This is a genomic window from Streptomyces sp. NPDC051041 (assembly GCF_044456065.1).
In the GTDB taxonomy this organism is placed as follows: domain Bacteria; phylum Actinomycetota; class Actinomycetes; order Streptomycetales; family Streptomycetaceae; genus Streptomyces; species Streptomyces glaucus.
Genome location: NZ_JBITFM010000005.1, coordinates 1 through 18,444, shown reverse-complemented (window position 1 = coordinate 18,444; position 18,444 = coordinate 1). Strand labels below are relative to the sequence as shown.

The following is an 18,444-nucleotide window of genomic DNA, read 5'->3' as shown; positions in this document are numbered from 1 at the left end:
ACAGCGAGAGCATTCCATCGGGGGAGGTCGGCCCAGGTGATCCTCACGGTCACGCTGAACACCGCTCTCGACATCACCTACCGCACACCGGCCCTGCGGCCGCACGCCTCCCACCGGGTCTCCGAGGTGACGGAGCGCCCCGGCGGCAAGGGGCTGGCCGCGGCCCGGACACTCGCGGCCCTCGGACACGAGGTGACGGTCACCGGCTTCGCCGGCGGCGCCACCGGCCGGGTCGTACGGGAGCGGCTGACCGGGACGCCGGGGGTGGTCGACGCGTTCGTGCCGGTCGGCGGCGCGACCCGCCGCACCATAGCCGTCGTGGACGGGCGCACCGGCGACACCACCCGGTTCGACGAACCGGGCCCGCTGATCACGCCCGCGGAGTGGTCCGCCTTCCAGGAGGCGTACGCGGATCTGGTCCCGGCCGCCGCCGCGGTGGCCCTGTGCGGCAGTTTGCCGCCGGGCGTGCCGGTGGGCGCGTACGCCGGGCTGGTCCGCACCGCGCGGGCGGCGGGCGTGCCGGTGCTGCTGGACACCGGCGGGGAGCCGCTGCGGCGCGGGGTCGCCGCCCGGCCCGACGTGATCAAGCCGAACGCGGCGGAGCTGGCCGAGCTGACCGGCTCGCACGAGCCGCTGCGGGCCACGCAGGACGCCCGGCGGCGCGGCGCCCGGGCCGTGGTCGCCTCGCTCGGCGCCCAGGGACTGCTGGCGGCGACCCCCGAGGGCCGCTGGCGCGCCGCCCCGCCGGCCCGGCCGCACGGCGACCCGGCGGACACCGGCGACTCGGTCGTCGCGGGCCTGCTGGCGGGCCTGGTCGAGCACCTGCCCTGGCCGGACCGGCTGGCCCGCGCGGTCGCCCTGTCGGCGGCGACGGTGCTGTCCCCGGCGGCCGGCGAGTTCGACCGGGCGGCGTACGGGGATCTGCTGGACCGGATCGCGGTGACGGTGGAGGCGAACGCGGCCTGACTCGCTGCATCAGCGCGATCACGCGGGGACAGCGATTTCAAGACATACATGACCCTCTGCCCCCGCCTCGTCCACGCGATAAGGGCATGACCTATTCACACAGGCCGATGAGCGAGGAATCCCCGCAAAGAAACGATTTGCTGCGACTGAGGCGGGACCTGCCACTCTGCTCACTACGCCTGTGACCGACGGCCCGGCGCAGGCGTACAACCTCTACGCCCCCTGCGACACCACCGGGGCTTCCGGCGGCGTCACCGTGTACGGCTTGAACGGTCCGCAAGGCTGGCCCGAAGGCATGCGGCTGATCGCCCGCGCAGAGGACCGCATCCGGGCCACGCGTCCGACCGGCCTGCGTGTCCTTCCCCCATACGACACGGCGCAGAGCAGCATCGGGCTGGAGATCGTGCCGGACCTGCCGGCCCGGATGCCCATGCTCGCCCTGACCGGCCGGGCAAGGCTCGGGGAATTTCGAGGGAGACACCCTTCTCAATTCCTGCCCGGAATGGCCATACGTCGAGTGCCGCGTTGAACATCATGTGCCGGCGGCCCCTACCCTGCGGTAGGGGCCGCCGGCACATCAACTAGTTCCCTGTTTCCTCAGCAAGTGACAGCTGATCAAGGATCACGTCACACTGGTTGCCCTCGTTGCAGGCGACCGCGATGCTGTTCGTGCCCTTGTTGAGGTTCACGTTGGCCCAGGTGGTCTGCCAGCCCTTTTCCCAGTCGCCCTTGGGCAAGCCGCCGAAGTTCTTCATGTTCAGCGGGCGGGCATCTGCCTTGCCGTTGACCACCAGAGTCGCGTTGGCGTCCACGCCCGGGATGCTGTAACGCACGTAGAGCCGGTATGTGCCAGCTTCCTCGATGCCGTTGACGGTCCAGGTGACCTTCGCACCCACCTGGTTGAAACCTGCCACGTAGATCCCGCCGTCGGCCTTCGCTCCCTTGATGTCCGAGGCCGTGCTCGCTCCGCCTTCCAGGCGGAGCGCCTTTGCATCGATCGCCGGCAGTTCGGCCTCTTCCTCCGCCTTACCGCTGCTCGCCGACGGGCTCGGCTCGCCGCTCTGGGACTGGGTCGGCGTCGCGTCCGCCTGGTTGCCGCCGCCCTTGTCCTCGTCGTCGCCGCTGACCATCGCCACGCCGATGCCGATCACGACCGCGGCGACCACCGCGACCGCGCCGATCAGCAACCCCTTGGTGTTGGGCCCCCGGCCCCGGCCGCCGCCGTGCGACGGCTGGCGCTGCTGGGCGGCGGTGGCGCCGCCGGGGAGCGTCTCCGGGGCGGCGTAGTGCGCGTTCGGCCTGCCGTACGCGCCGTGCTGCTGCGGCGCGGCGGGAGCCTGCTGGCCGTACTGGCGCGTGCCGACCGTACGCACCCGGTTGACCGAGTTCGGGTAGCCGTAGCCCCCGGACGGCGGCTGGGCTCCGTTGGCCTGTCCGTCGGCGTACAGGTAGCCGAACGGGTCGTCGTCCTCGGGCGTGCTCGCGCCGTTGTTGCCGGGCGTCATCCCTTGGTCTCCTCAGTCGGTGCGGTGCGGATGCGATACGGGTGTGAGACAAGCGAGCCTACCCGCTCCGGTCGGCCGGAAAAGGTGACTCATCCCGCATCAACGCGCTGACCTGCGGCTCATCCCGCTCGCCGGTGCTGTTTGGGACGAGATCGTTTCTCGATGTACATCCGCTCGTCAGCGGACTTCAGCACTTCGTCCGCCGTCATGCCGCAGTGCGCCCAGCCGATGCCGAAGCTGGCCCCGACCCGGACGGCCCGCCCCTCGGCGCGGATCGGCTGGATGATCTCGTTGCGCAGCCGGGCGGCGAGGTCCTGGGCGTCGGCCCGGCCGAGCCCGTCGGCGAGGATCACGAACTCGTCGCCGCCGAGCCGGGCCACCGTGTCGCCCTCCCGCACGCCGTTGCTCAGGCGCCGGGCGACCTCGATGAGCACGGCGTCGCCCGCGTTGTGCCCGAACCGGTCGTTGATCGACTTGAAGCCGTCGAGGTCGCAGAAGAGCACCGCGAGTCCCTTGGCGCCGTCGTCGCGGTCGTCGGCGGGGGCGACGGTGTGCACATGGTGGTCGTAGCCGTCGTACGCCTCCGCGCCCGGCGGGAAGTCGAAGCCGTGGCCGGCCACGTCGAAGGCGGGGTGGCCGTAGGCCGCGTCCACCGAGTCGATCGCGACCGGGTGCGGGGAGTGGGGGCGCTGGCACAGGCGGGCGGAGAGCCGGGCGCGCAGTTCGGCGGAGTTCGGCAGGCCGGTGAGCGAGTCGTGGGAGGCGCGGTGGGCGAGCTGGAGCTCGCGGCGCTTGCGCTCCTCGATGTCCTCGACGTGGGTGAGCAGGAAGCGGGGCCCGTCCGCGGCGTCGGCGACGACGGAGTTGCGCAGGGACACCCAGATGTACGTGCCGTCGCGGCGGCCCAGGCGCAGCTCGGCGCGGCCGCCCTCGGGGGAGGTGCGCAGCAGGGTGCCGATGTCCTCGGGGTGGACGAGGTCGGAGAAGGAGTAGCGGCGCATCGCGGAGGCGGGGCGGCCGAGCAGCCGGCACAGGGCGTCGTTGGTGCGCAGGATCCGGCCGTGCTGGTCGCCGCCCATCTCGGCGATGGCCATGCCGGAGGGGGCGTACTCGAAGGCCTGCCGGAAGCTCTCCTCGCTGGCCCGCAGGGCCTGCTGCTCGCGCTCCAGACGGACCAGGGCGCGCTGCATGTTGGCGCGCAGCCGGGCGTTGCTGATCGCGATGGCGGCCTGGAAGGCGTACATCTGCAGCGCCTCGCGGCCCCAGGCGCCGGGCCGGCGGCCGTTGCGGGGCCGGTCCACGGACAGCACGCCGATCAGCTCGCCGGAGGAGCCGCCGCCCTGCGGGCCGGGCGCGTACATGGGCGCGAAGAGCCGGTCGGCGGGGTGCCACTCGTCCTCGAAGCGGGGCGCGGGCCCGTCGGTGTACCACTGCGGGACGTCGTCGTCGTCGAGGACCCAGCCCTCGGTGTGGGGTATGAACACCAGGTCGCCCCACCGCTCGCCCATGCGGAGGCGGCGCTCCCAGGACTCGCGGGAGCCGACGCGGCCGGTGATCAGGGACTCGGCGGCGGGGTTGCCGGCGAAGGCGGCGACCACCAGATCGCCGTCGGGGCGCACGAGGTTGACGCAGGCCAGTTCGTACCCGAGGGCGGCGACGACGCCGTTGGCGACGGTCTGCAGGGTGTCCGCCAGGCTGCGGGCCGTGTTCATGTCGGCCATGACCTGGTGCAGTTGCCGCAGGGCCGCAAGGCGGACGTAAGGTTCCGACTCGGTCTCCATGCTCGCCCTCCCCCCGAGACCTCGCAGCGAATCAAGGGTTCTCTTCGGCGCTCGTTCCGGCTCATGCCGTCGCAGCTTCCCCGCCACTGAATCACAGCGCGCTGCCCACTCGGTACACAGGGTCAACAATTCTCGCCCCTTGTGACTCAAGTCACATGGAAACGTGAACAATTGCGTGGTGTTTCTGCGTTTTCCCCGTGCGTTTACCGAACACAGGCTTTGTCATGTGTGGAGGCCGTCTGTACGCGCCTCCCGCCTCCCCGCCCCGGCGCCCCGGCGCCCCGGCTCCCCGCTCTCGGGCGGAGGACCTAGGTCCGGGATCGGGCCGGGGCCCGATGCGGCACGCGGGCGGCGGCGACTAGCGTTCCGGGCGTGTCGAACATCCCGCCTGTCACGTCCCCGGTGATCACCCCGTCCGCCCCCGGGCATGCTGAGGGGGTGAGCAACGACGAGTTCCGCGCCGCCATGTCCCGGCTGGCCTCGGGCGTGGTCCTGGTGACCGCGCAGGAGCCGCCGCTCGACCCGGACGATCCCCGGGCGCCGGCCGGCGAGGACGTCGGCATGACGGCGACGGCGTTCGTCTCGGTGTCCCTCGATCCGCCGCTGGTGCTGATCAGCCTGCGCGAGGGCTCCCGCATGGACGACCTGCTCGCCGAGCAGCCGCTGTGGGCGGTCTCCGTGCTCTCCGAGAGCCAGCGGCACATCGCCGGCCGCTTCGCCATGAAGGGCCGCGTCAGCGACCGCCTGCTGTTCCAGGACCTCGGGTACGTCCGCGGCGGGCACACCGGCGCCCCCCTGGTGGACGGCGCCCTGGCGACCCTGGAGTGCCGCACCGAGCAGCGGGTGCCGGCCGGGGACCACACGCTGGTGATCGGCCGCGTCCTGGCGGCCCGGACACCGAGCGCGGACGCGGGGCCGCTGACGTACTTCCGGGGGCGGTACCGGCACCTGGGGTGAGCCGGCCGGGGAGCGGCCCTAACCGGGGTCGCGGCGGGTCCAGTCGCGGCCGGAGCGGCCCCGCTTGGTCTCCGCGCGCTGCTTCTTCTCCCGCAGCCGGCGCTCGTTGATGCCGCGCGGGACGCGGGTCGGCCTGCGCGGCTTCGGCGGGGGCGCGGTGGCCTCGGCGAGGAGCGCGGCGAGCCGGACGGCGGCGGCCTCGCGGTTGCGCCACTGCGAGCGGTGCTCGGAGGCGCGGACGGTGACGACCCCGTCCACCAGGCGGCCGGCCAGCCGCTCCAGCGCCCGCCGCTTCCACGCCTCGGGCAGCGCCTCGGTGCGCGCCAGGTCGAAGCCCAGCTCCACCTGGGTGTCGCTGGTGTTGACGTGCTGGCCGCCGGGCCCCGACGACCGCGAGAAACGCCACCTGAGCTCGGCCTCGGGCAGGACGACGGAACCGCGGATGGGGTAGGGACCGGACATGGGGTCCATGTTCCCGGCTCCGGCCGCTGCGCGTCACCCCGATTATCCCCGGGCCGGGGAAGCCGGGTAAAGAAAGTAAAGGGACCCGGAACCCCGTGCGCCCCCCGGCGCGTTCCTAGGGGTAGCTGTAGCTTCTTGCCATACGCACACGAGGGAAGGGACTCCCGACAATGGCTGTAAGCCTGTCCAAGGGTGGCAACGTCTCGCTCACCAAGGAGGCTCCGGGCCTGACCGCCGTCACCGTGGGCCTCGGCTGGGACGTCCGCACCACCACCGGAACCGACTTCGACCTCGACGCCTCCGCGATCGCGGTCAACGCCCAGGGCAGGGTCTACTCGGACGCCCACTTCGTCTTCTTCAACAACAAGCAGAGCCCGGACAACACGATCGTCCACACCGGCGACAACCGCACGGGCGAGGGCTCCGGCGACGACGAGGCGATCAACGTCGACCTCGCCGCGCTGCCCGCCGACATCGACAAGGTCGTCTTCCCGGTCTCCATCTACGACGCCGAGAACCGCGGCCAGAACTTCGGCCAGGTCCGCAACGCCTACATCCGCATCGTCAACCAGGCGGGCGGCACCGAGATCGCCCGCTACGACCTGTCCGAGGACGCGGCGACGGAGACGGCGATGGTCTTCGGCGAGCTGTACCGCAACGGCGCCGAGTGGAAGTTCCGCGCGGTCGGCCAGGGCTACGCCTCGGGCCTGGCGGGCATCGCCCAGGACTTCGGCGTGAACGTCTGACGGACCCCGGCACCTCGACGAGCCCCCGGCCGGCCGGGCCGGGGGCTCGTCGTCCTGCGTGCGGGGCCGCGCACGGGGCGGTGCGGGTCCGCCGTCCCGGCAGCGGCGGGCGGGCCCGGCCGGACGCGGTCGCCCGGGCCCGTCACGGCCGCTTCGGCCTGCCCTCCCCGTACAGCCACTCCTCCCAGATCGCGCTGAAGTCCTCGCCCGGCGCGCTCTTCTCGACGTAGGCCGTGAAGTCGCCGGTGTCCGCGTTGCCGTGGCGGTGCTCGGCGGCCCAGCCGCGCAGCAGGGCGCGGAAGGCGTCGTCGCCGACCGCCTGGCGGATCTTGTGCAGGACCATCGCGCCGCGCTGGTAGACGGGCGGGTCGAAGAGGTGCGCGGCGCCGGCCGGGCGCGCGGGCGGGAACGCCCAGATCCGGTCGCCGGGCGCCGCGTACAGCGCGTCGAAGGTCTCCTGCGCGGTGTCGCCGCCGTGGTCCTCCTCCCACAGCCACTCCGCGTACGTGGCGAAGCCCTCGTTGAGCCAGGTGTCCCGCCACGTCCGGGGGGTGACGGAGTTGCCGTACCACTGATGGGCGAGTTCGTGGACCAGGAGCCGCGGGCCGGGCGCGCCGGGGAAGAAGGGCCGGTCCCGGGTCTCCAGGGCGTATCCGGCGTCGCCCGCGCGGTCGACGATCGCGCCCGTGGCGGAGAAGGGATAGGGGCCGAAGAGGTCCTCCGCCCATTCCACGACGTCCGGGATCCGCGCGAGCACGGCCCGGGCGGCGGCGGCCTGCCGCGGATCGACGGCGACGTACACGGGCAGCCCCCTGCCGGTCGTGGTGCGGCGGACGGCGAAGTCGCCGATCGCGACCGTGGCGGCGTAGCTCGCCATCGGCTCGGCCGCCCGCCAGCGGAAGGTGGTGCGGCCCCGGGCGCTCGTCTCGCCCCGCGGCTCCCCGTTGGACACGGCCCGCAGGCCCCGCGGCACGGTGACGGAGATGTCGTACGACGCCTTGTCGGACGGGTGGTGGTTGCCGGGGAACCACGCCATCGAGCCCGTCGGCTCGCCCAGCGCCAGCGCCCCGTCCGCGGTGGGCAGCCAGCCCTCCGCGGAGCCGTCCGGGTCGGTGATCGTCTCCGGGACCCCGGAGTAGCGGACGGTCACCCGGAAGGTGCGGCCCTCGCCGAGGTCGTCGGCGGGGCGGACGGTCAGCTCCTGGCCGGCGCGGTTCCACCGGGCCTCCCGGCCGTCGACGGTGACCCGCCCGACGTCCAGGCCCTTCAGGTCGAGGCTGAGGGCGGACAGGTCCCGCGTGGCGCGGGCGGTGAGGGTCGCCGTGCCGGTGAGGCGGCGGCTGCCGGGGGTGTAGGAGAGGTCCAGGGCGTAGTGGGCGACGTCGTAGCCGCCGTTGCCCGCCTTCGGGAAGTACGGGTCGCGCACGCCGGTGCCGCCGGGGGTGCCGTCGACAGCGCCGCCGCCGCACGCCGTCAGCGCGCACACCAGCAGGACGCGGACGGCGGCCAGGCGCGGGAGCCGGAAGGGGGCGGACTCGGCCGGGGCGAGGGGCGCGGATCGGGACACGGTCGCGATCCTAGGCGGGCGTGACACCATCACTACGTGCTCGACATCGGCTACGCCCTCTCCACCCGCTTCCCGGACCCCCCGCAGACGGACTACCGCCGCGCGGACGTCCACGCCCTGCGCCACGACCTGTTCTGCGGCGACGTGTACCTCGCCGACACCGAGACGGACCGGGAGATCTCCACCGCCTGGGGGTGGGTGCCGGTGCTGGACTTCGCCTGGGCCCTGTGCGACATCGTGGAGCACCTCGACCGCGACCCGGCCGGCTCCCGCGCCGCCCGGCCGCGCCACGCGGAGCTGGACTTCACCGAGTCCACCGACCGCCTGCTGTTCGAGCGCCGCTTCGGCTGGGTGGACATCGAGGCGGAGTGGCTGCCGCCGGCCGAACCGCCCCTGACGTTCTCCCACGGGGAGCTGCGCCGCGAGGCCCGCGACTTCCTGCACGACCTGCTCGCCGACCTGATCGACCTGCACGAGGACCTGGGCGAGAACCCCGCGGTCTGGACCCTCCAGGCCCGCTTCCCGCGCGTGCCGTGAGCGCCCCGCCCGCCGGCGCCCTCACCCCTCCACCCGCACCCCCAGCGCCGCCGCGAACACCGGTGCCAGATCCACCAGCTGGGCCGGGCTGATCACCGCTCCCGCCAGCCGGTCCACGCCCCGCGCGAGGTCCAGCGCGGCGGCGCCGCGCAGGTCGACGTCGGTCAGGGTCGCCGCGTGGAAGTCGGCGCCCCTGAGCGTGCAGCCGGCGAACCCGACCCGCTCCAGGCGGGCGTCGCCGAAGTCCGGCTCCACCAGGACGCAGTCCTCGAAGACGACGTCCGTCAGACGGGCCGCGCGCAGGTTCACGTAGTCGATCCTGCCGCCGCGGATCAGCACGCGCTCCAGCGCGGCCCCGTGCAGCCGGGTGCCGCCGAGGCGGGCGTCGGCCAGTTCGACGTCCCGCAGCGTCGCCTCGGCGAGGTCGGTGCCGACCCCGCGCACGCCGGTGAGGACCGAGTCCAGCAGGCGGGCGTGCGGCAGCCGCGTCCCGTCCAGCGCGCACCCCGTCAGCGCGCAGTCCAGGAAGCGGGCGCCCGCGCCGTCCTGCCCGGTGAGGTCCGCCCGGCGGAAGTCCAGCCCGTCGTAGTCCCCGTCCGGCTCCAGTCCCCCGTCGTACGGCCGGAGCGGGGGCAGCCGCAGCTCCGGCCGCCGCGCCGCCCGCGCACCCCTGCCGCCCGCCGTCGCTCTCCTCGTCATGGCCCCATGCTGCACCCCGCCTCCGACAGTCGCCGCCGGTCTGCGCGAACACCGGCCGTGTCACATTCCGCGCGGCCGGACCGTCGTCCCGGCGAAGCAGGAAATCCGAGGCGACCAGCACGACAGGGGGATTCCCGCCATGCCTCACCTCACCGTCGTCGGCGGCGGTTTCGCCGGGCTCACCGCCGCCATCGCCGCCGCGGAGGCGGGCGCCGCGGTCACCGTCCACGAGGCCCACCACACCCTGGGCGGACGGGCGCGCACCGCCCAGGGCCCATACCGGACGAACGAGGGCCCGCACGCCCTCTACAGCGGCGGCCCGCACTGGACCTGGCTCAGGCGGCGCGGCCTGATCGGGCCGCTCGCGCCCCTGCCCCCGTGGGCGGCGGCCCGGTTCCGGCTCCGGCACCGCGGCGTCCTGCGCCGCACCCCGCCCCTGGCGATGCTCCGGCTGCTGCGCCGCGGGACCGGACCCGCCCCCGTCGACGCCGACTTCCTCACCTGGGCCGCCGGCGTCGCCGGCGAGGAGGGCGCCCGGGCGGCCGCGCACTACGCGGCCGTCGCCCTCTTCCACCACGACCCCGGGTCGCTGTCCGCCGCGTTCGTGCAGGAGCGGCTGCGGCGCGCGACCAGGCTGCCGCCCGAGGCGCACTACCCGCGCGGCGGCTGGGGCGCCCTCGTCGACCGGATGGCCACCCACGCCCGGAACCTGGGTGTCCGCATCGAGACCCGGTCCCGGGTCGACGCCCTCCCCGCCGGCGCCCCGGTCGTCGTCGCCACCTCCCTGGACGCAGCCCGCCGCCTGCTCCAGGACGCCTCCCTGACCTGGCCGAGCGGCCGGGCCGCCCTGGTCGACCTCGCCGTGCGGACCCGGCGCGGGGACGCCTTCGTCGTCTCCGACCTGGACGCGCCGGGCTGGCTGGAGCGGTCCACCGCGCAGGACCGCACCCTCGCCCCGGCCGGCGAGCAGCTGGTCCAGGGGCAGATCCCGCTCGCCCCGCACGAGTCGGGGGCCGACGGGACCGCCCGCGCCGAGCAACTGCTGGACCTGGGCTTCCCGGGCTGGCACGAGCGCGTGACCTGGCGGCGCGAGGCCGTCGCGAACGGCCGCACCGGCGCCGTCGACCCGCCCGGCGCCACCTGGCGCGACCGGCCCGCCGTCGACCGCGGCGACGGCGTCTACCTCGCCGGCGACCAGGTCGCGGCCCCCGGTGTGCTGTCGGAGGTCTCCTTCAACAGCGCCCTGACCGCGGTGTCCCTCGCGCTGGGCCGGACCGCCCTTGACCTCAAGCGGACTTGAGGAAGAAGAATGGCGCAGGCACACCACGCAGACCGCACACGGCGCACTTCCGGGGGGACTCCATGCACGCCATCCGCCTGCACGCCTTCGGCCCGGCCGAGAACCTCGCCTACGAGGAGGTGCCGGACCCGCGGCCGGGCCCCGGCCAGGTCCGCGTCGCCGTCCGCGCGGCCGGCGTCCACCTCCTCGACACCGCCCTGCGCCAGGGCTTCCGGGGCCCTCTGCCCGAACTGCCCGCCCTGCCCACCGTTCCCGGCCGGGAGGTGGCGGGCGTCGTCGAGTCCCTCGGCGCGGGCGTGGCCGACCACTGGCTCGGCCGGCGTGTCGTCGCCCACCTCGGCCTCGCCCCCGGCGGCTACGCCGAACTCGCCGTCACCGACGCCGGCCGCCTGCACGAGATCCCGGCCGGCCTGGACTTCGCCGCCGCCGTCGCCATGATCGGCACGGGCCGTACGGCGATGGGGATCGTGCAGTTCGCCGAGCTGGGCCCGGACGCGGTCGCCGTCGTCCTGGCCGCGGCGGGCGGCCTCGGCACCCTCCTGGTGCAGTACGCCAAGAACGCCGGCGCCACCGTCGTCGGTCTCGCCGGCGGCCCGGAGAAGACCGCCCGCGTGCGGGCCAACGGCGCCGACCTCGCCGTCGACTACCGGGACCCGGACTGGCCGGACAAGGTCCGCGCCCACCTCGGCGGCCGGGCCGCCACCGTGGTCTTCGACGGCGTCGGCGGCCGGAGCGCCCGCGAGGCCGTCGCCCTGCTCGGGCCCGCCGGCAGGCACCTCGTCTTCGGCTGGTCCAGCCAGGGCATCCGCGACGAGGGGCGGCCCCACCTCGTCGAGGGCGTCTCCCAGCAGGTCCTCGGCCCCGTGATGCTGGAGAGGGCCGGCGGACCCGACCCGATGCGCACCCTGGAGCTGCGCGCCCTCACCGAGGCCGCCGAGGGCCGCCTCACCCCGGCCGTGCAGCGCTTCCCGCTCGCCGAGGCCGCCGCCGCCCACCGCGCGCTGGAGACCCGGGGCACCACCGGCAAGGTCGTCCTGGAGCCCTGACCCGGCACGCTCGGCGCCGCCCGGCCACCCGGACCGCAGGCCGGGCGGCCGCGAGGCCCCGGCGCCCCGCGCGGCCGCACACCCCGCGCCCCGCCCCGCCCGGGTCGAGCCGCGCCAGGTCGCGCGCGGGGGCCGGCGCCCCGGGAGCGCCGGCCCCGTGCCGGATCACCTCACTGGATGGTCCAGCCCACGCGGCCGACCCCGGAGCTGTAGAACGCGCAGACCCCGGAGGACTCCCCGTACCGCCCCGGCGCCAGCGTCACCCACTGGCCCGAGACGTCCGGGGCCCGGCCGCAGACCACCTCGGCGCGGAAGGTGATGGTGCGGCCGGTGTTGTTCCGGCAGCCCGCGATGCCGTGGTCCGGGTTGTTGTGGTGCACCCAGCCGTCGCAGTCGACCGCCCGCGTCCCGGCCGGCGCGGCCTGCGCCGGACCGGCCGGGCCGCCGACGGTGAGGAACAGCGCCGAGACGGCGGTCGCCAGCCCGGCCATGAGGAGGTTCTTCCCGCGGTTCATCTCTGCCCCCGTGAGCTCGTCTCCGTGTGCGCCCGCCCTCCCGGTGAAGGGCTGCGCACCTGCCACCCCCCAGTGAAGGGCGCGGGAGCCGGGGCGGGAACCTCGGACGTCCGAGGGTGGCCGCGGCGGCAGAGATGAGCCGAGGCCGCAAGCGGGTCCGTCCTGGGCCGTGGCCGAGCCCCCGGCCGGATGCGAACCGCCGGCCTTCGCCTTACGCGTTCGGCCTGTCCGGGCCGGCTCGTCCCGGGGACGGAGCCGGCCCCTGCGCCGCCGCGACGGCGGGCACCACGGCCGACCAGGCAGGCGTGCGCCGCTGTGGGCCCATGAGGTCGTGCGCCTTTGTCGTCCGTTCTCGAACGGGTGCAGTCAAGTGCCGGAGTGTTCTCAGACCTTCGGCTGGGTGAAGCGGATGCGGTTGCCGAAGGGGTCGCGCAGACCGCAATCGATCCCGTACGGACGCTCGGTGGGTTCCTCGGTGAACTCCACCCCCTTCCCGAGCAGCGTCTCGTAGGTCTTGCGGCAGTCGTCCGTGGTGAAGATGAGCCAGCCGCCCATGGCCCCCTTGGTCACCAGTTCGCGCACCTGCTCCGCTGTCTCCTCCGACATCGCCGGCGCGCCCGGCTTCTCCAGAAGGATCTGTCGCTCGGGGTGGCCGGGGACGCTGACGGTCAGCCAGCGCATGAACCCCATGTCGACGTCCGCGGTGATCTCCAGGCCGAGCTTGCCGACGTAGAAGTCGATGGCCTCGTCCTGGTCGAGGACGTATATCTGTGACTGCGTGATGGCGTTGAACATGACACCGACCCTAACGACCGGCCGGGTTGGAAACTTATCCAAAACTGCTCGGTTGCCAGGGCGTTCTGTCGGCCGGTCAGGTATGCGGACGGGCCCACGCCATCGTGAAGCACGTCGGTACGCCCGCGGCGACCGCTTCCTTGCGGTACGCCCGCGGCGACCGGCCGACGATGTCGCGGAACGTGCGGCTGAAGGTGCCCGGGCTGGTGAAACCGACCTCGAAGCTGATGTCCGTCACGCTGTGGTCGGTCTCCCGCAGCAGGAACATCGCCCGTTCCACGCGGCGGCGCTGCAGGTAGCGGTGCGGTGTCTCGCCGAACGTGGCCCGGAAGGTCCGCGTGAAATGCGCCGGCGACACATGTGCGATGCGGGCCAGGGCGGGGACGTCCAGCGGCTGCGCGTAGTCACGGTCCATCACGTCACGCGCTCGGAGCATACGGCGATTGGTCTCTTCCACGGCGCGGCTCACGGCACCATCTCATCACGGTCCACCCGGGCAGGCCCCGGGTGGCGGACCTTCCGGCACTCCCCCGCGCGCACCACAGCGGACCCGCGGCCGGGAACGGCGCTCTCCACATCCCGGTGCCGGCCGGTCCCCCGCCGGAGGCACCGTTCCGACCCCGGCCGTATCGCCTTGGCCCAGCCCCGGCCTGGCCCTCGCCTCCTCACGGGCGCGGGCGGGCGACGGCGCGCGGCCCCGGTGACGGGGGCACGGAGGGGCGGTCCGGCGCCTTCGATCTCCGTCGCAGGCCGTCTCATACGGTTCCGGTGGTGCGGCGAGGACGTCGACGACCGCGGCGGCGGACCGCCCGAACAGCGCGGTCGCGGGCTTGCAATCCGGTTCGTGGTCGTAGGGGCACCAGAGAACCTGGAGCAGATCGCTCCGGCCGGGCGGACGCAGCAGGGGTATGTCGCGCAGATACAGCTGGGCCACCGGCAGCATGGGGACGGGGCACTCCGCGGGCCACGGGGGGCCGGCGTCAAGGCGCTCCATGAACACCGCGTCGTTTCGCTCCCTGACCGCCTCCTCCTCGGGCGTGTACCGAGGACCATGGGGGTCACGATGCAGTCGGGCCCGCCTGCGCCGCTCCAGCCTTACTGCCGCAAGGGACGTGGATGTACCACTGTCCAGGTGCGAGCCGTCGCAGTGCGGCCACGGCTCGTCAGCGGGCCACAGCAACGGCCCCCCAACCGAACTCTCGAACACCGAAGGCGACCCGGCACGGGGATGCAGCCGAATCGCCGCCCGCGCCAACGGAGCCAACTCAGGGAAAACCGCGGCGACATCGACCGGCCGCGGCGGAGTGGCGCGAACAGAGTTCATGCCGGCGATCCTGCCACCGGCCACTAACAGCCCCGGCCGTCTCAACCGGCGCCGGCGCCCGGCCGGCCGGCCGAGCGAAAGGCCCGCCGACTCGGTCGCAGTGAGCGGTCCCCGACCTGCCGGCCGGGTCGGACGGTTGGCTGACAGACGGGTGAGGCCCCTGGTGGGTGGGTTTTCGACCAGGAAATCCGGCTCCGCCGGAGCTTCGTGTGCTTGTCCACCCGCCGGGCGTCGGCGTGTCCGGCTCCGCCCTGCGTTTCCTGTCCGCCGAGTTCCGCCGACACCGCCGGGAGCTCGGTACCCGCCGGCGGCGCCCGAGCGTCGGCCGGCAGGCGGCCAACCGGCCCCACCGCGAGGATCCGCGCCCCCCGTCGAGCAGGCCGTCGCCACCCTCGAGTCCCGGCGGCTCCGCAAACCGCGGTGCTCGACCACCCGCGTCACGAGCCTCGCCCAAGCCGTCCTCTGCCTGATCTGGCCGGCTCGGACCGAGGGTGGAAAGCCCTTCTCGGCTGATCGCCCGTCGCCGTTCGGCGGTGGCCGGCGCTGCCCGCACCTGTTGGTGTCAGCCGGCCGGCTCCCTCTCGACGGGCCTGCTGCCAGTTCTTCCGAAACGGTGACCCGATTCGCTCATGTGCGGCCAGTCACCGTAGCCGACCGTGTGACCCGCGTGAACGCCGTGACCAGTGGTCCTCGTCCGTCAACGCCGGTCCGCCTCGGACGACCCGGAGACCGCCCAGGACGGGCAAAAGCTCCGGCACTCGCCCGCCGCCGCTTCCGAAGACAGCGCCTGTGCGCCGTTCCCGCGGGTTCAGCACTGCTTCTTCAGCACTTCGTAGAAGTCGTCGGCGAACTCCTCGTTCGTTTCCGCTGACTGGTGCGTGGGAACTTCAATGGGGTGCTGCGGGTCGTGCTTGCTGTAGGCATCGCAGTACGCCCGGCGTTGCTCCGGGGTGCTCGTGTGCCAAGCTGCCTCCGCCGCCGACCTCGTGGGGTGTGTCGGCTTGGGCTCTCCCTGGGCGCACGCTGCGAGCAGGGCAGCCGACAAGAGAGTCACGGCGGTCACGGGCAGGCGTCTCACACGTTCTCCTGAGGTCGAGGCCGGCGGAGCGGCTTCGGGCTGAAGCGCTCCGGGGCGAGTAATCATGGCCCGTAAGTCTCCAACGCGTCGGGCAGTCCGTGGACCTGCCCGGTAGAACACGGCGTCGGGGCCGTGATCTCAGAGGCCCGTCCCGAAGCGGCTGCCCCGAGCCGCGGAGCCGACCACCCCGGCCACGACATGTTCCGACCCCATGCGGCCGGCCGGCCTTCACCGGGCGCGCCCCGCGCCCTCCCCCTGATCTGCCGCGCGGCGCTCCGCCGGCACCGGATGCGGCAGGCCGAGGCGGCGCGGCGCAGGGGAGTCGCGCTCCCCCCGTCCTCGTACGTCCTCACCACCCGCACCGGCCGCCCGATCGACCCGCGGAACGCCAACCGGTCGTTCCTCCGCGTCACCGACGCCGCCGGTCCTCGGCGCATCCGTCCGCACGACGCCCGGCACGGCTGCGCCACGCTCCTGACCGCGGCCGGTGCCGCGCCCCCGCGTCGTGCTGGAGGTCCTGGGGCACAGCCGGATCAGCATCACGACGGACGTCCACCCGCACGTGGCGTCGGACCCCCGGCGCGCGGCCATCCGCCGCACGGACCGCCCGCTCAGGCGCCGCCTCGGCCGTGACCGACCGCCCGGGCCGATGTCACCCGTGGACGCCGAACGCCCCGGACCGATCACCGGCCGGGGCGTTCGCGCTGTTCAGTGGGAGAGCCCCCTGTCGGATTCGAACCGACGACCTTCGCTTTACAAGTTCCGGCCACCGACTGAGGGGCCAGCCGTTCGATTCCTCAGCCTGCCGGGAGGAGTGCGCGGCAGGCTCTCCCGGTGCGGCAGCGTGCGCCGGTGTTGCCGTCAAACTCTGCCGTCAGTCGCGCGCTGCGGGCACCGGGACGAGACGGCTCGTGAAGCCAGCGGAGACGAGCCGGTGATACGCCGCCTCGACATCAGCCGGGATGTCCTGCCGGATCATGAACCCTTGCTCCGGATAGACCATCAGCCGTTGCTGCGCCCCGACGAGCATGTCAATGACCAGGCGCGCATCGCCGATGGAATCGATGTACTCCATGAAGGCCATCGGCGCGGAAGCGCAGACCCATTCCACGTCGGGCCAGAGCTTCCGCGCCGTCCCGTACGCCCGCCGCTCCTCATACGGCTTGCAGACGAGCAGAGCTGACGTGACGTGGGTACCGCGGTCGGCGAGCAGCGCACGCGAGAACGTGATGTTCTCCCCGGTGTTCCGGGCGTTGGGCTCCACGAGGATGGCGTTCGCCGGCACGCCGAGGTCGATGGCCCGCTCTCGGTAGTGCTCCGCCTCGCCGCGCGGCATCCGCTCACGGGTCGTCCTGCTGGTGGCCCCGGTGAAGACAACCAGTGGGGCCATGCCCCGGTGGTACAGGGAAGCCGTAGTGTCGGCGACTCCGAGATCGTGACTGCCCAGACCGATGGCCACCGAACACGGGCGCACCCGATGCCCCATCTGCTGGAAGTCCCAGAGACGGCGCGCGTCCTCCCATGACTGCTGCGAGATCACTTCTTCGCTCCGCCTTCCGCTGCCGAGTCGGGCACCTTGAAGTCGTACGTCCACGAGAAGCGAGTGGCCGCGTGCACACCGAGGGCGAATTCGACGACCGTGCCGTCAGCCGTGAACGTCGTACGGTGCAGCTCGACCACCCACTCACCAGGCGCGAGCTGTAGGAGCTGTGCCTCTTCTGCGGTGGGCACTCGCGCGAACAGCGTCTCGCGCATGTGGTCGATCTCGTATCCGGCGTCGTAGAGCACACGGAACCCTCCGCCCCTGCCGGCCGGTCCCGGAGACGGATCGACAATCCGCGTTCCTTCCACGTGTTCCGGACGGTAGTAGCTGGTCAGCGTGTGCGTAGGCTGCGTGCCCTCTTTGACCAGCCGCGCACGGGCGTAGACCTCAGCACCTTCGGGTAGGCCGTGCGCGGCCGCCACTACGGCTGGTGCCGGGACCTTGCTGACCGTCTGCGTCTGCTCATTACGCCGGTAGGAGCGACCGGACGCCACGCGGTCGGCGATGAACGCGACTTCGTCGCCGTCCCTCCACTTCGCCTTGTCGTATCGCTCGATACCGAGTCGCTTGAGCGGCGGCCGGTCACGGACGACTGTGCCGTGGCCACGCGAAGACGTCACCAGCCCTTCGGCCTCCAGCGCCTTGTAGGCCGCGTGAACAGTGGACTTGGACCCCTCACCGGCTTCAACCAAGTCCCTGATCTGCGGCAATTGCTCGCCCGGGGCGTATTCGCCGGACCGGATCTTCTCAGCGATCCGATCCGCAAGCTCCCGCCACTTCGGCGCCATGCAAGACCTCCCGTCGACATCGACCAGTGAAACACAGTCCCAGGACTGTTGACAGTCCTGGGACTGTGCGCCATTGTCTTCTCAAGTGCTCCGCAGTCCTAGGACAGCGAGCGGATCGCGGTTCTTTGAGCTGCGCGAAAGCGCCCGGAGGAAAGCCCGCAGGGGTGACTACGAAGGAAGCGCCGGTTGGTTGATAACTCAACAGCGTGATGAGGTCGCCGCCTCCTCCGATAAGGCGGTCGGCACGGGGCTACGGCGCCCGTGCGCTCTTCAACCTCTCCGCAGCTCACCTGCTGCGGCCGGTTGCCTCCGCTGCTCGTCTCGCACGAGCAGCGCCGAGGGGAGCCGGAATCGACTCCGACGGCGAGCGGCTCCGGGGTGGCACCCCGGGAGCCGCGTTCGGGCCGTTCACCCTTCGAGAGGAACACGACCCAATGGAGCACATTGTCACTGTTCAGGACGCTGTTACCGCGTTCGCCGACTTCATGGAGCCGACGGCTGCGGAGCTGGACGCGATCGAGCGGGAGATGCCCGTCATCCTGGCGGACGTCGACCTGCTCGACGCACACATCATGACCCTGGACCGCGTCCCGTCCGAGCTGGACGAGCGGCGTATCCGCCGGGCCCGCCGCCGGGCGCTCGCCGCGCGGGTCGCGCTGGTCAACCGCACCGCCGGCGCGAGCCTGTCCGGAGGTGCCGCGTGAGCGCCACCGACCTGACCATGACCGGCGGCGCCCTGCTCACCGCCGGGGGTGCCCGATGACCGGCGCGAAGCTGACCCGCGTACAAGTCGGGGTGCTGACCGCTGCGTTCGTGCCGATGCTGGCCACGGGCG

18 protein-coding genes and 2 pseudogenes are annotated in these 18,444 nt (G+C 73.2%); 9 read left to right on the top strand and 11 right to left on the bottom strand.

Annotated elements, in window-relative coordinates; all coding sequences use genetic code 11:
• The first annotated feature begins 36 nt into the window (after positions 1 to 36).
• On the top strand, positions 37 to 966 hold the full coding sequence (locus ACIBAI_RS10765; protein ID WP_399032933.1) for a 1-phosphofructokinase family hexose kinase: 930 nt from the start codon (positions 37 to 39) through the stop codon (positions 964 to 966).
• Positions 967 to 1,264: 298 nt separating this feature from the next.
• Positions 1,265 to 1,438: pseudogene (locus tag ACIBAI_RS10760) on the top strand (IS1380 family transposase); the annotation flags it as partial.
• Between the two features lie 109 nt (positions 1,439 to 1,547).
• On the opposite strand, the gene ACIBAI_RS10755 reads toward ACIBAI_RS10760, so the two are convergent.
• Together ACIBAI_RS10755 and cdgB are read right to left on the bottom strand one after the other, a co-directional pair.
• Positions 1,548 to 2,471: a CBM35 domain-containing protein gene (locus ACIBAI_RS10755; RefSeq protein WP_399032931.1), complete on the bottom strand. Its 924-nt coding sequence runs from the start codon at positions 2,469 to 2,471 to the stop codon at positions 1,548 to 1,550.
• Between the two features lie 119 nt (positions 2,472 to 2,590).
• Complete coding sequence (cdgB, locus tag ACIBAI_RS10750; protein WP_399032930.1) at positions 2,591 to 4,252, bottom strand: diguanylate cyclase CdgB; 1,662 nt, start codon at positions 4,250 to 4,252, stop codon at positions 2,591 to 2,593.
• Positions 4,253 to 4,624: 372 nt separating this feature from the next.
• Here cdgB and ACIBAI_RS10745 point away from each other — a divergent pair, with 372 nt between their 5' ends.
• Complete coding sequence (locus ACIBAI_RS10745) at positions 4,625 to 5,209, top strand: flavin reductase family protein (RefSeq protein ID WP_399032928.1); 585 nt, start codon at positions 4,625 to 4,627, stop codon at positions 5,207 to 5,209.
• An 18-nt stretch (positions 5,210 to 5,227) separates the two neighbouring features.
• Here the strand turns inward: ACIBAI_RS10745 and arfB are convergent, their stop codons facing one another.
• Complete coding sequence (arfB, locus tag ACIBAI_RS10740; RefSeq protein WP_399032926.1) at positions 5,228 to 5,680, bottom strand: alternative ribosome rescue aminoacyl-tRNA hydrolase ArfB; 453 nt, start codon at positions 5,678 to 5,680, stop codon at positions 5,228 to 5,230.
• Between the two features lie 161 nt (positions 5,681 to 5,841).
• Between arfB and ACIBAI_RS10735 the strand changes: the two genes are divergently transcribed.
• On the top strand, positions 5,842 to 6,417 hold the full coding sequence (locus ACIBAI_RS10735; RefSeq protein ID WP_344601683.1) for a TerD family protein: 576 nt from the start codon (positions 5,842 to 5,844) through the stop codon (positions 6,415 to 6,417).
• 142 nt (positions 6,418 to 6,559) lie between these two features.
• Here ACIBAI_RS10735 and ACIBAI_RS10730 read toward each other — a convergent pair whose 3' ends face one another.
• The gene (locus ACIBAI_RS10730; RefSeq protein WP_399032923.1) at positions 6,560 to 8,014 is read right to left on the bottom strand and encodes a M1 family metallopeptidase; all 1,455 of its coding nucleotides are present in this window, start codon (positions 8,012 to 8,014) and stop codon (positions 6,560 to 6,562) included.
• 6 nt (positions 8,015 to 8,020) lie between these two features.
• Here ACIBAI_RS10730 and ACIBAI_RS10725 point away from each other — a divergent pair, with 6 nt between their 5' ends.
• Positions 8,021 to 8,521 carry a hypothetical protein gene (locus ACIBAI_RS10725; RefSeq protein WP_344601679.1) on the top strand — a complete coding sequence of 167 codons (501 nt, stop codon included), beginning with the start codon at positions 8,021 to 8,023 and terminating at the stop codon, positions 8,519 to 8,521.
• Between the two features lie 21 nt (positions 8,522 to 8,542).
• Here ACIBAI_RS10725 and ACIBAI_RS10720 read toward each other — a convergent pair whose 3' ends face one another.
• Positions 8,543 to 9,220, bottom strand: a complete 678-nt coding sequence (locus ACIBAI_RS10720; protein WP_399032921.1) for a pentapeptide repeat-containing protein — start codon at positions 9,218 to 9,220, stop codon at positions 8,543 to 8,545.
• Positions 9,221 to 9,359: 139 nt separating this feature from the next.
• Here ACIBAI_RS10720 and ACIBAI_RS10715 point away from each other — a divergent pair, with 139 nt between their 5' ends.
• Both ACIBAI_RS10715 and ACIBAI_RS10710 read left to right on the top strand, forming a co-directional pair.
• A complete protein-coding gene (locus ACIBAI_RS10715; protein ID WP_399032919.1) occupies positions 9,360 to 10,520 on the top strand; it encodes an FAD-dependent oxidoreductase in 1,161 nt (386 codons plus the stop codon).
• Between the two features lie 62 nt (positions 10,521 to 10,582).
• Positions 10,583 to 11,566 (top strand): zinc-binding dehydrogenase, encoded by a 984-nt coding sequence (locus tag ACIBAI_RS10710; RefSeq protein ID WP_399032918.1) that lies wholly within the window; start codon positions 10,583 to 10,585, stop codon positions 11,564 to 11,566.
• A 170-nt stretch (positions 11,567 to 11,736) separates the two neighbouring features.
• Here the strand turns inward: ACIBAI_RS10710 and ACIBAI_RS10705 are convergent, their stop codons facing one another.
• From ACIBAI_RS10705 to ACIBAI_RS10695, 3 genes are all read right to left on the bottom strand, one after another.
• The gene (locus tag ACIBAI_RS10705; protein WP_399032916.1) at positions 11,737 to 12,081 is read right to left on the bottom strand and encodes a hypothetical protein; all 345 of its coding nucleotides are present in this window, start codon (positions 12,079 to 12,081) and stop codon (positions 11,737 to 11,739) included.
• A gap of 384 nt (positions 12,082 to 12,465) precedes the next feature.
• The gene (locus tag ACIBAI_RS10700) at positions 12,466 to 12,876 is read right to left on the bottom strand and encodes a VOC family protein (RefSeq protein WP_399032914.1); all 411 of its coding nucleotides are present in this window, start codon (positions 12,874 to 12,876) and stop codon (positions 12,466 to 12,468) included.
• 76 nt (positions 12,877 to 12,952) lie between these two features.
• Complete coding sequence (locus tag ACIBAI_RS10695) at positions 12,953 to 13,312, bottom strand: AraC family transcriptional regulator (protein ID WP_344601669.1); 360 nt, start codon at positions 13,310 to 13,312, stop codon at positions 12,953 to 12,955.
• Positions 13,313 to 14,517: 1,205 nt separating this feature from the next.
• On the opposite strand from ACIBAI_RS10695, the pseudogene ACIBAI_RS10690 reads away from it, so the two are divergent.
• Positions 14,518 to 14,669, top strand: a pseudogene (locus tag ACIBAI_RS10690) (IS5/IS1182 family transposase); the annotation flags it as partial.
• A 339-nt stretch (positions 14,670 to 15,008) separates the two neighbouring features.
• On the opposite strand, the gene ACIBAI_RS10685 reads toward ACIBAI_RS10690, so the two are convergent.
• The 3 genes from ACIBAI_RS10685 to ACIBAI_RS10675 all read right to left on the bottom strand — a co-directional run bounded on the left by ACIBAI_RS10685 (position 15,009) and on the right by ACIBAI_RS10675 (position 17,609).
• Positions 15,009 to 15,254: a hypothetical protein gene (locus ACIBAI_RS10685; RefSeq protein ID WP_399033470.1), complete on the bottom strand. Its 246-nt coding sequence runs from the start codon at positions 15,252 to 15,254 to the stop codon at positions 15,009 to 15,011.
• Positions 15,255 to 16,152: 898 nt separating this feature from the next.
• Positions 16,153 to 16,818 (bottom strand): YdcF family protein, encoded by a 666-nt coding sequence (locus tag ACIBAI_RS10680; RefSeq protein WP_399032912.1) that lies wholly within the window; start codon positions 16,816 to 16,818, stop codon positions 16,153 to 16,155.
• Positions 16,815 to 17,609, bottom strand: a complete 795-nt coding sequence (locus ACIBAI_RS10675; RefSeq protein ID WP_344601664.1) for a GntR family transcriptional regulator — start codon at positions 17,607 to 17,609, stop codon at positions 16,815 to 16,817. The genes ACIBAI_RS10680 and ACIBAI_RS10675 overlap by 4 nt, the downstream gene beginning before the upstream one ends.
• Positions 17,610 to 18,043: 434 nt before the next feature.
• Here ACIBAI_RS10675 and ACIBAI_RS10670 point away from each other — a divergent pair, with 434 nt between their 5' ends.
• Complete coding sequence (locus ACIBAI_RS10670; RefSeq protein WP_399032909.1) at positions 18,044 to 18,313, top strand: DUF6284 family protein; 270 nt, start codon at positions 18,044 to 18,046, stop codon at positions 18,311 to 18,313.
• Positions 18,314 to 18,444: the final 131 nt, after the last annotated feature.

What these genes read in the sequence shown, in the direction of transcription:
- ACIBAI_RS10735 (WP_344601683.1), top strand. Translation starts at nt 5,842, where the DNA reads ATGGCTGTAAGCCTGTCCAAGGGTGGCAACGTCTCGCTCACCAAGGAG.
- ACIBAI_RS10755 (WP_399032931.1), bottom strand. Translation starts at nt 2,471, where the DNA reads ATGACGCCCGGCAACAACGGCGCGAGCACGCCCGAGGACGACGACCCG.
- arfB (WP_399032926.1), bottom strand. Translation starts at nt 5,680, where the DNA reads ATGGACCCCATGTCCGGTCCCTACCCCATCCGCGGTTCCGTCGTCCTG.
- ACIBAI_RS10705 (WP_399032916.1), bottom strand. Translation starts at nt 12,081, where the DNA reads ATGAACCGCGGGAAGAACCTCCTCATGGCCGGGCTGGCGACCGCCGTC.
- ACIBAI_RS10710 (WP_399032918.1), top strand. Translation starts at nt 10,583, where the DNA reads ATGCACGCCATCCGCCTGCACGCCTTCGGCCCGGCCGAGAACCTCGCC.
- cdgB (WP_399032930.1), bottom strand. Translation starts at nt 4,252, where the DNA reads ATGGAGACCGAGTCGGAACCTTACGTCCGCCTTGCGGCCCTGCGGCAA.
- ACIBAI_RS10700 (WP_399032914.1), bottom strand. Translation starts at nt 12,876, where the DNA reads ATGTTCAACGCCATCACGCAGTCACAGATATACGTCCTCGACCAGGAC.
- ACIBAI_RS10695 (WP_344601669.1), bottom strand. Translation starts at nt 13,312, where the DNA reads ATGCTCCGAGCGCGTGACGTGATGGACCGTGACTACGCGCAGCCGCTG.
- ACIBAI_RS10715 (WP_399032919.1), top strand. Translation starts at nt 9,360, where the DNA reads ATGCCTCACCTCACCGTCGTCGGCGGCGGTTTCGCCGGGCTCACCGCC.
- ACIBAI_RS10720 (WP_399032921.1), bottom strand. Translation starts at nt 9,220, where the DNA reads ATGACGAGGAGAGCGACGGCGGGCGGCAGGGGTGCGCGGGCGGCGCGG.
- ACIBAI_RS10730 (WP_399032923.1), bottom strand. Translation starts at nt 8,014, where the DNA reads ATGGTGTCACGCCCGCCTAGGATCGCGACCGTGTCCCGATCCGCGCCC.
- ACIBAI_RS10675 (WP_344601664.1), bottom strand. Translation starts at nt 17,609, where the DNA reads ATGGCGCCGAAGTGGCGGGAGCTTGCGGATCGGATCGCTGAGAAGATC.
- ACIBAI_RS10670 (WP_399032909.1), top strand. Translation starts at nt 18,044, where the DNA reads ATGGAGCACATTGTCACTGTTCAGGACGCTGTTACCGCGTTCGCCGAC.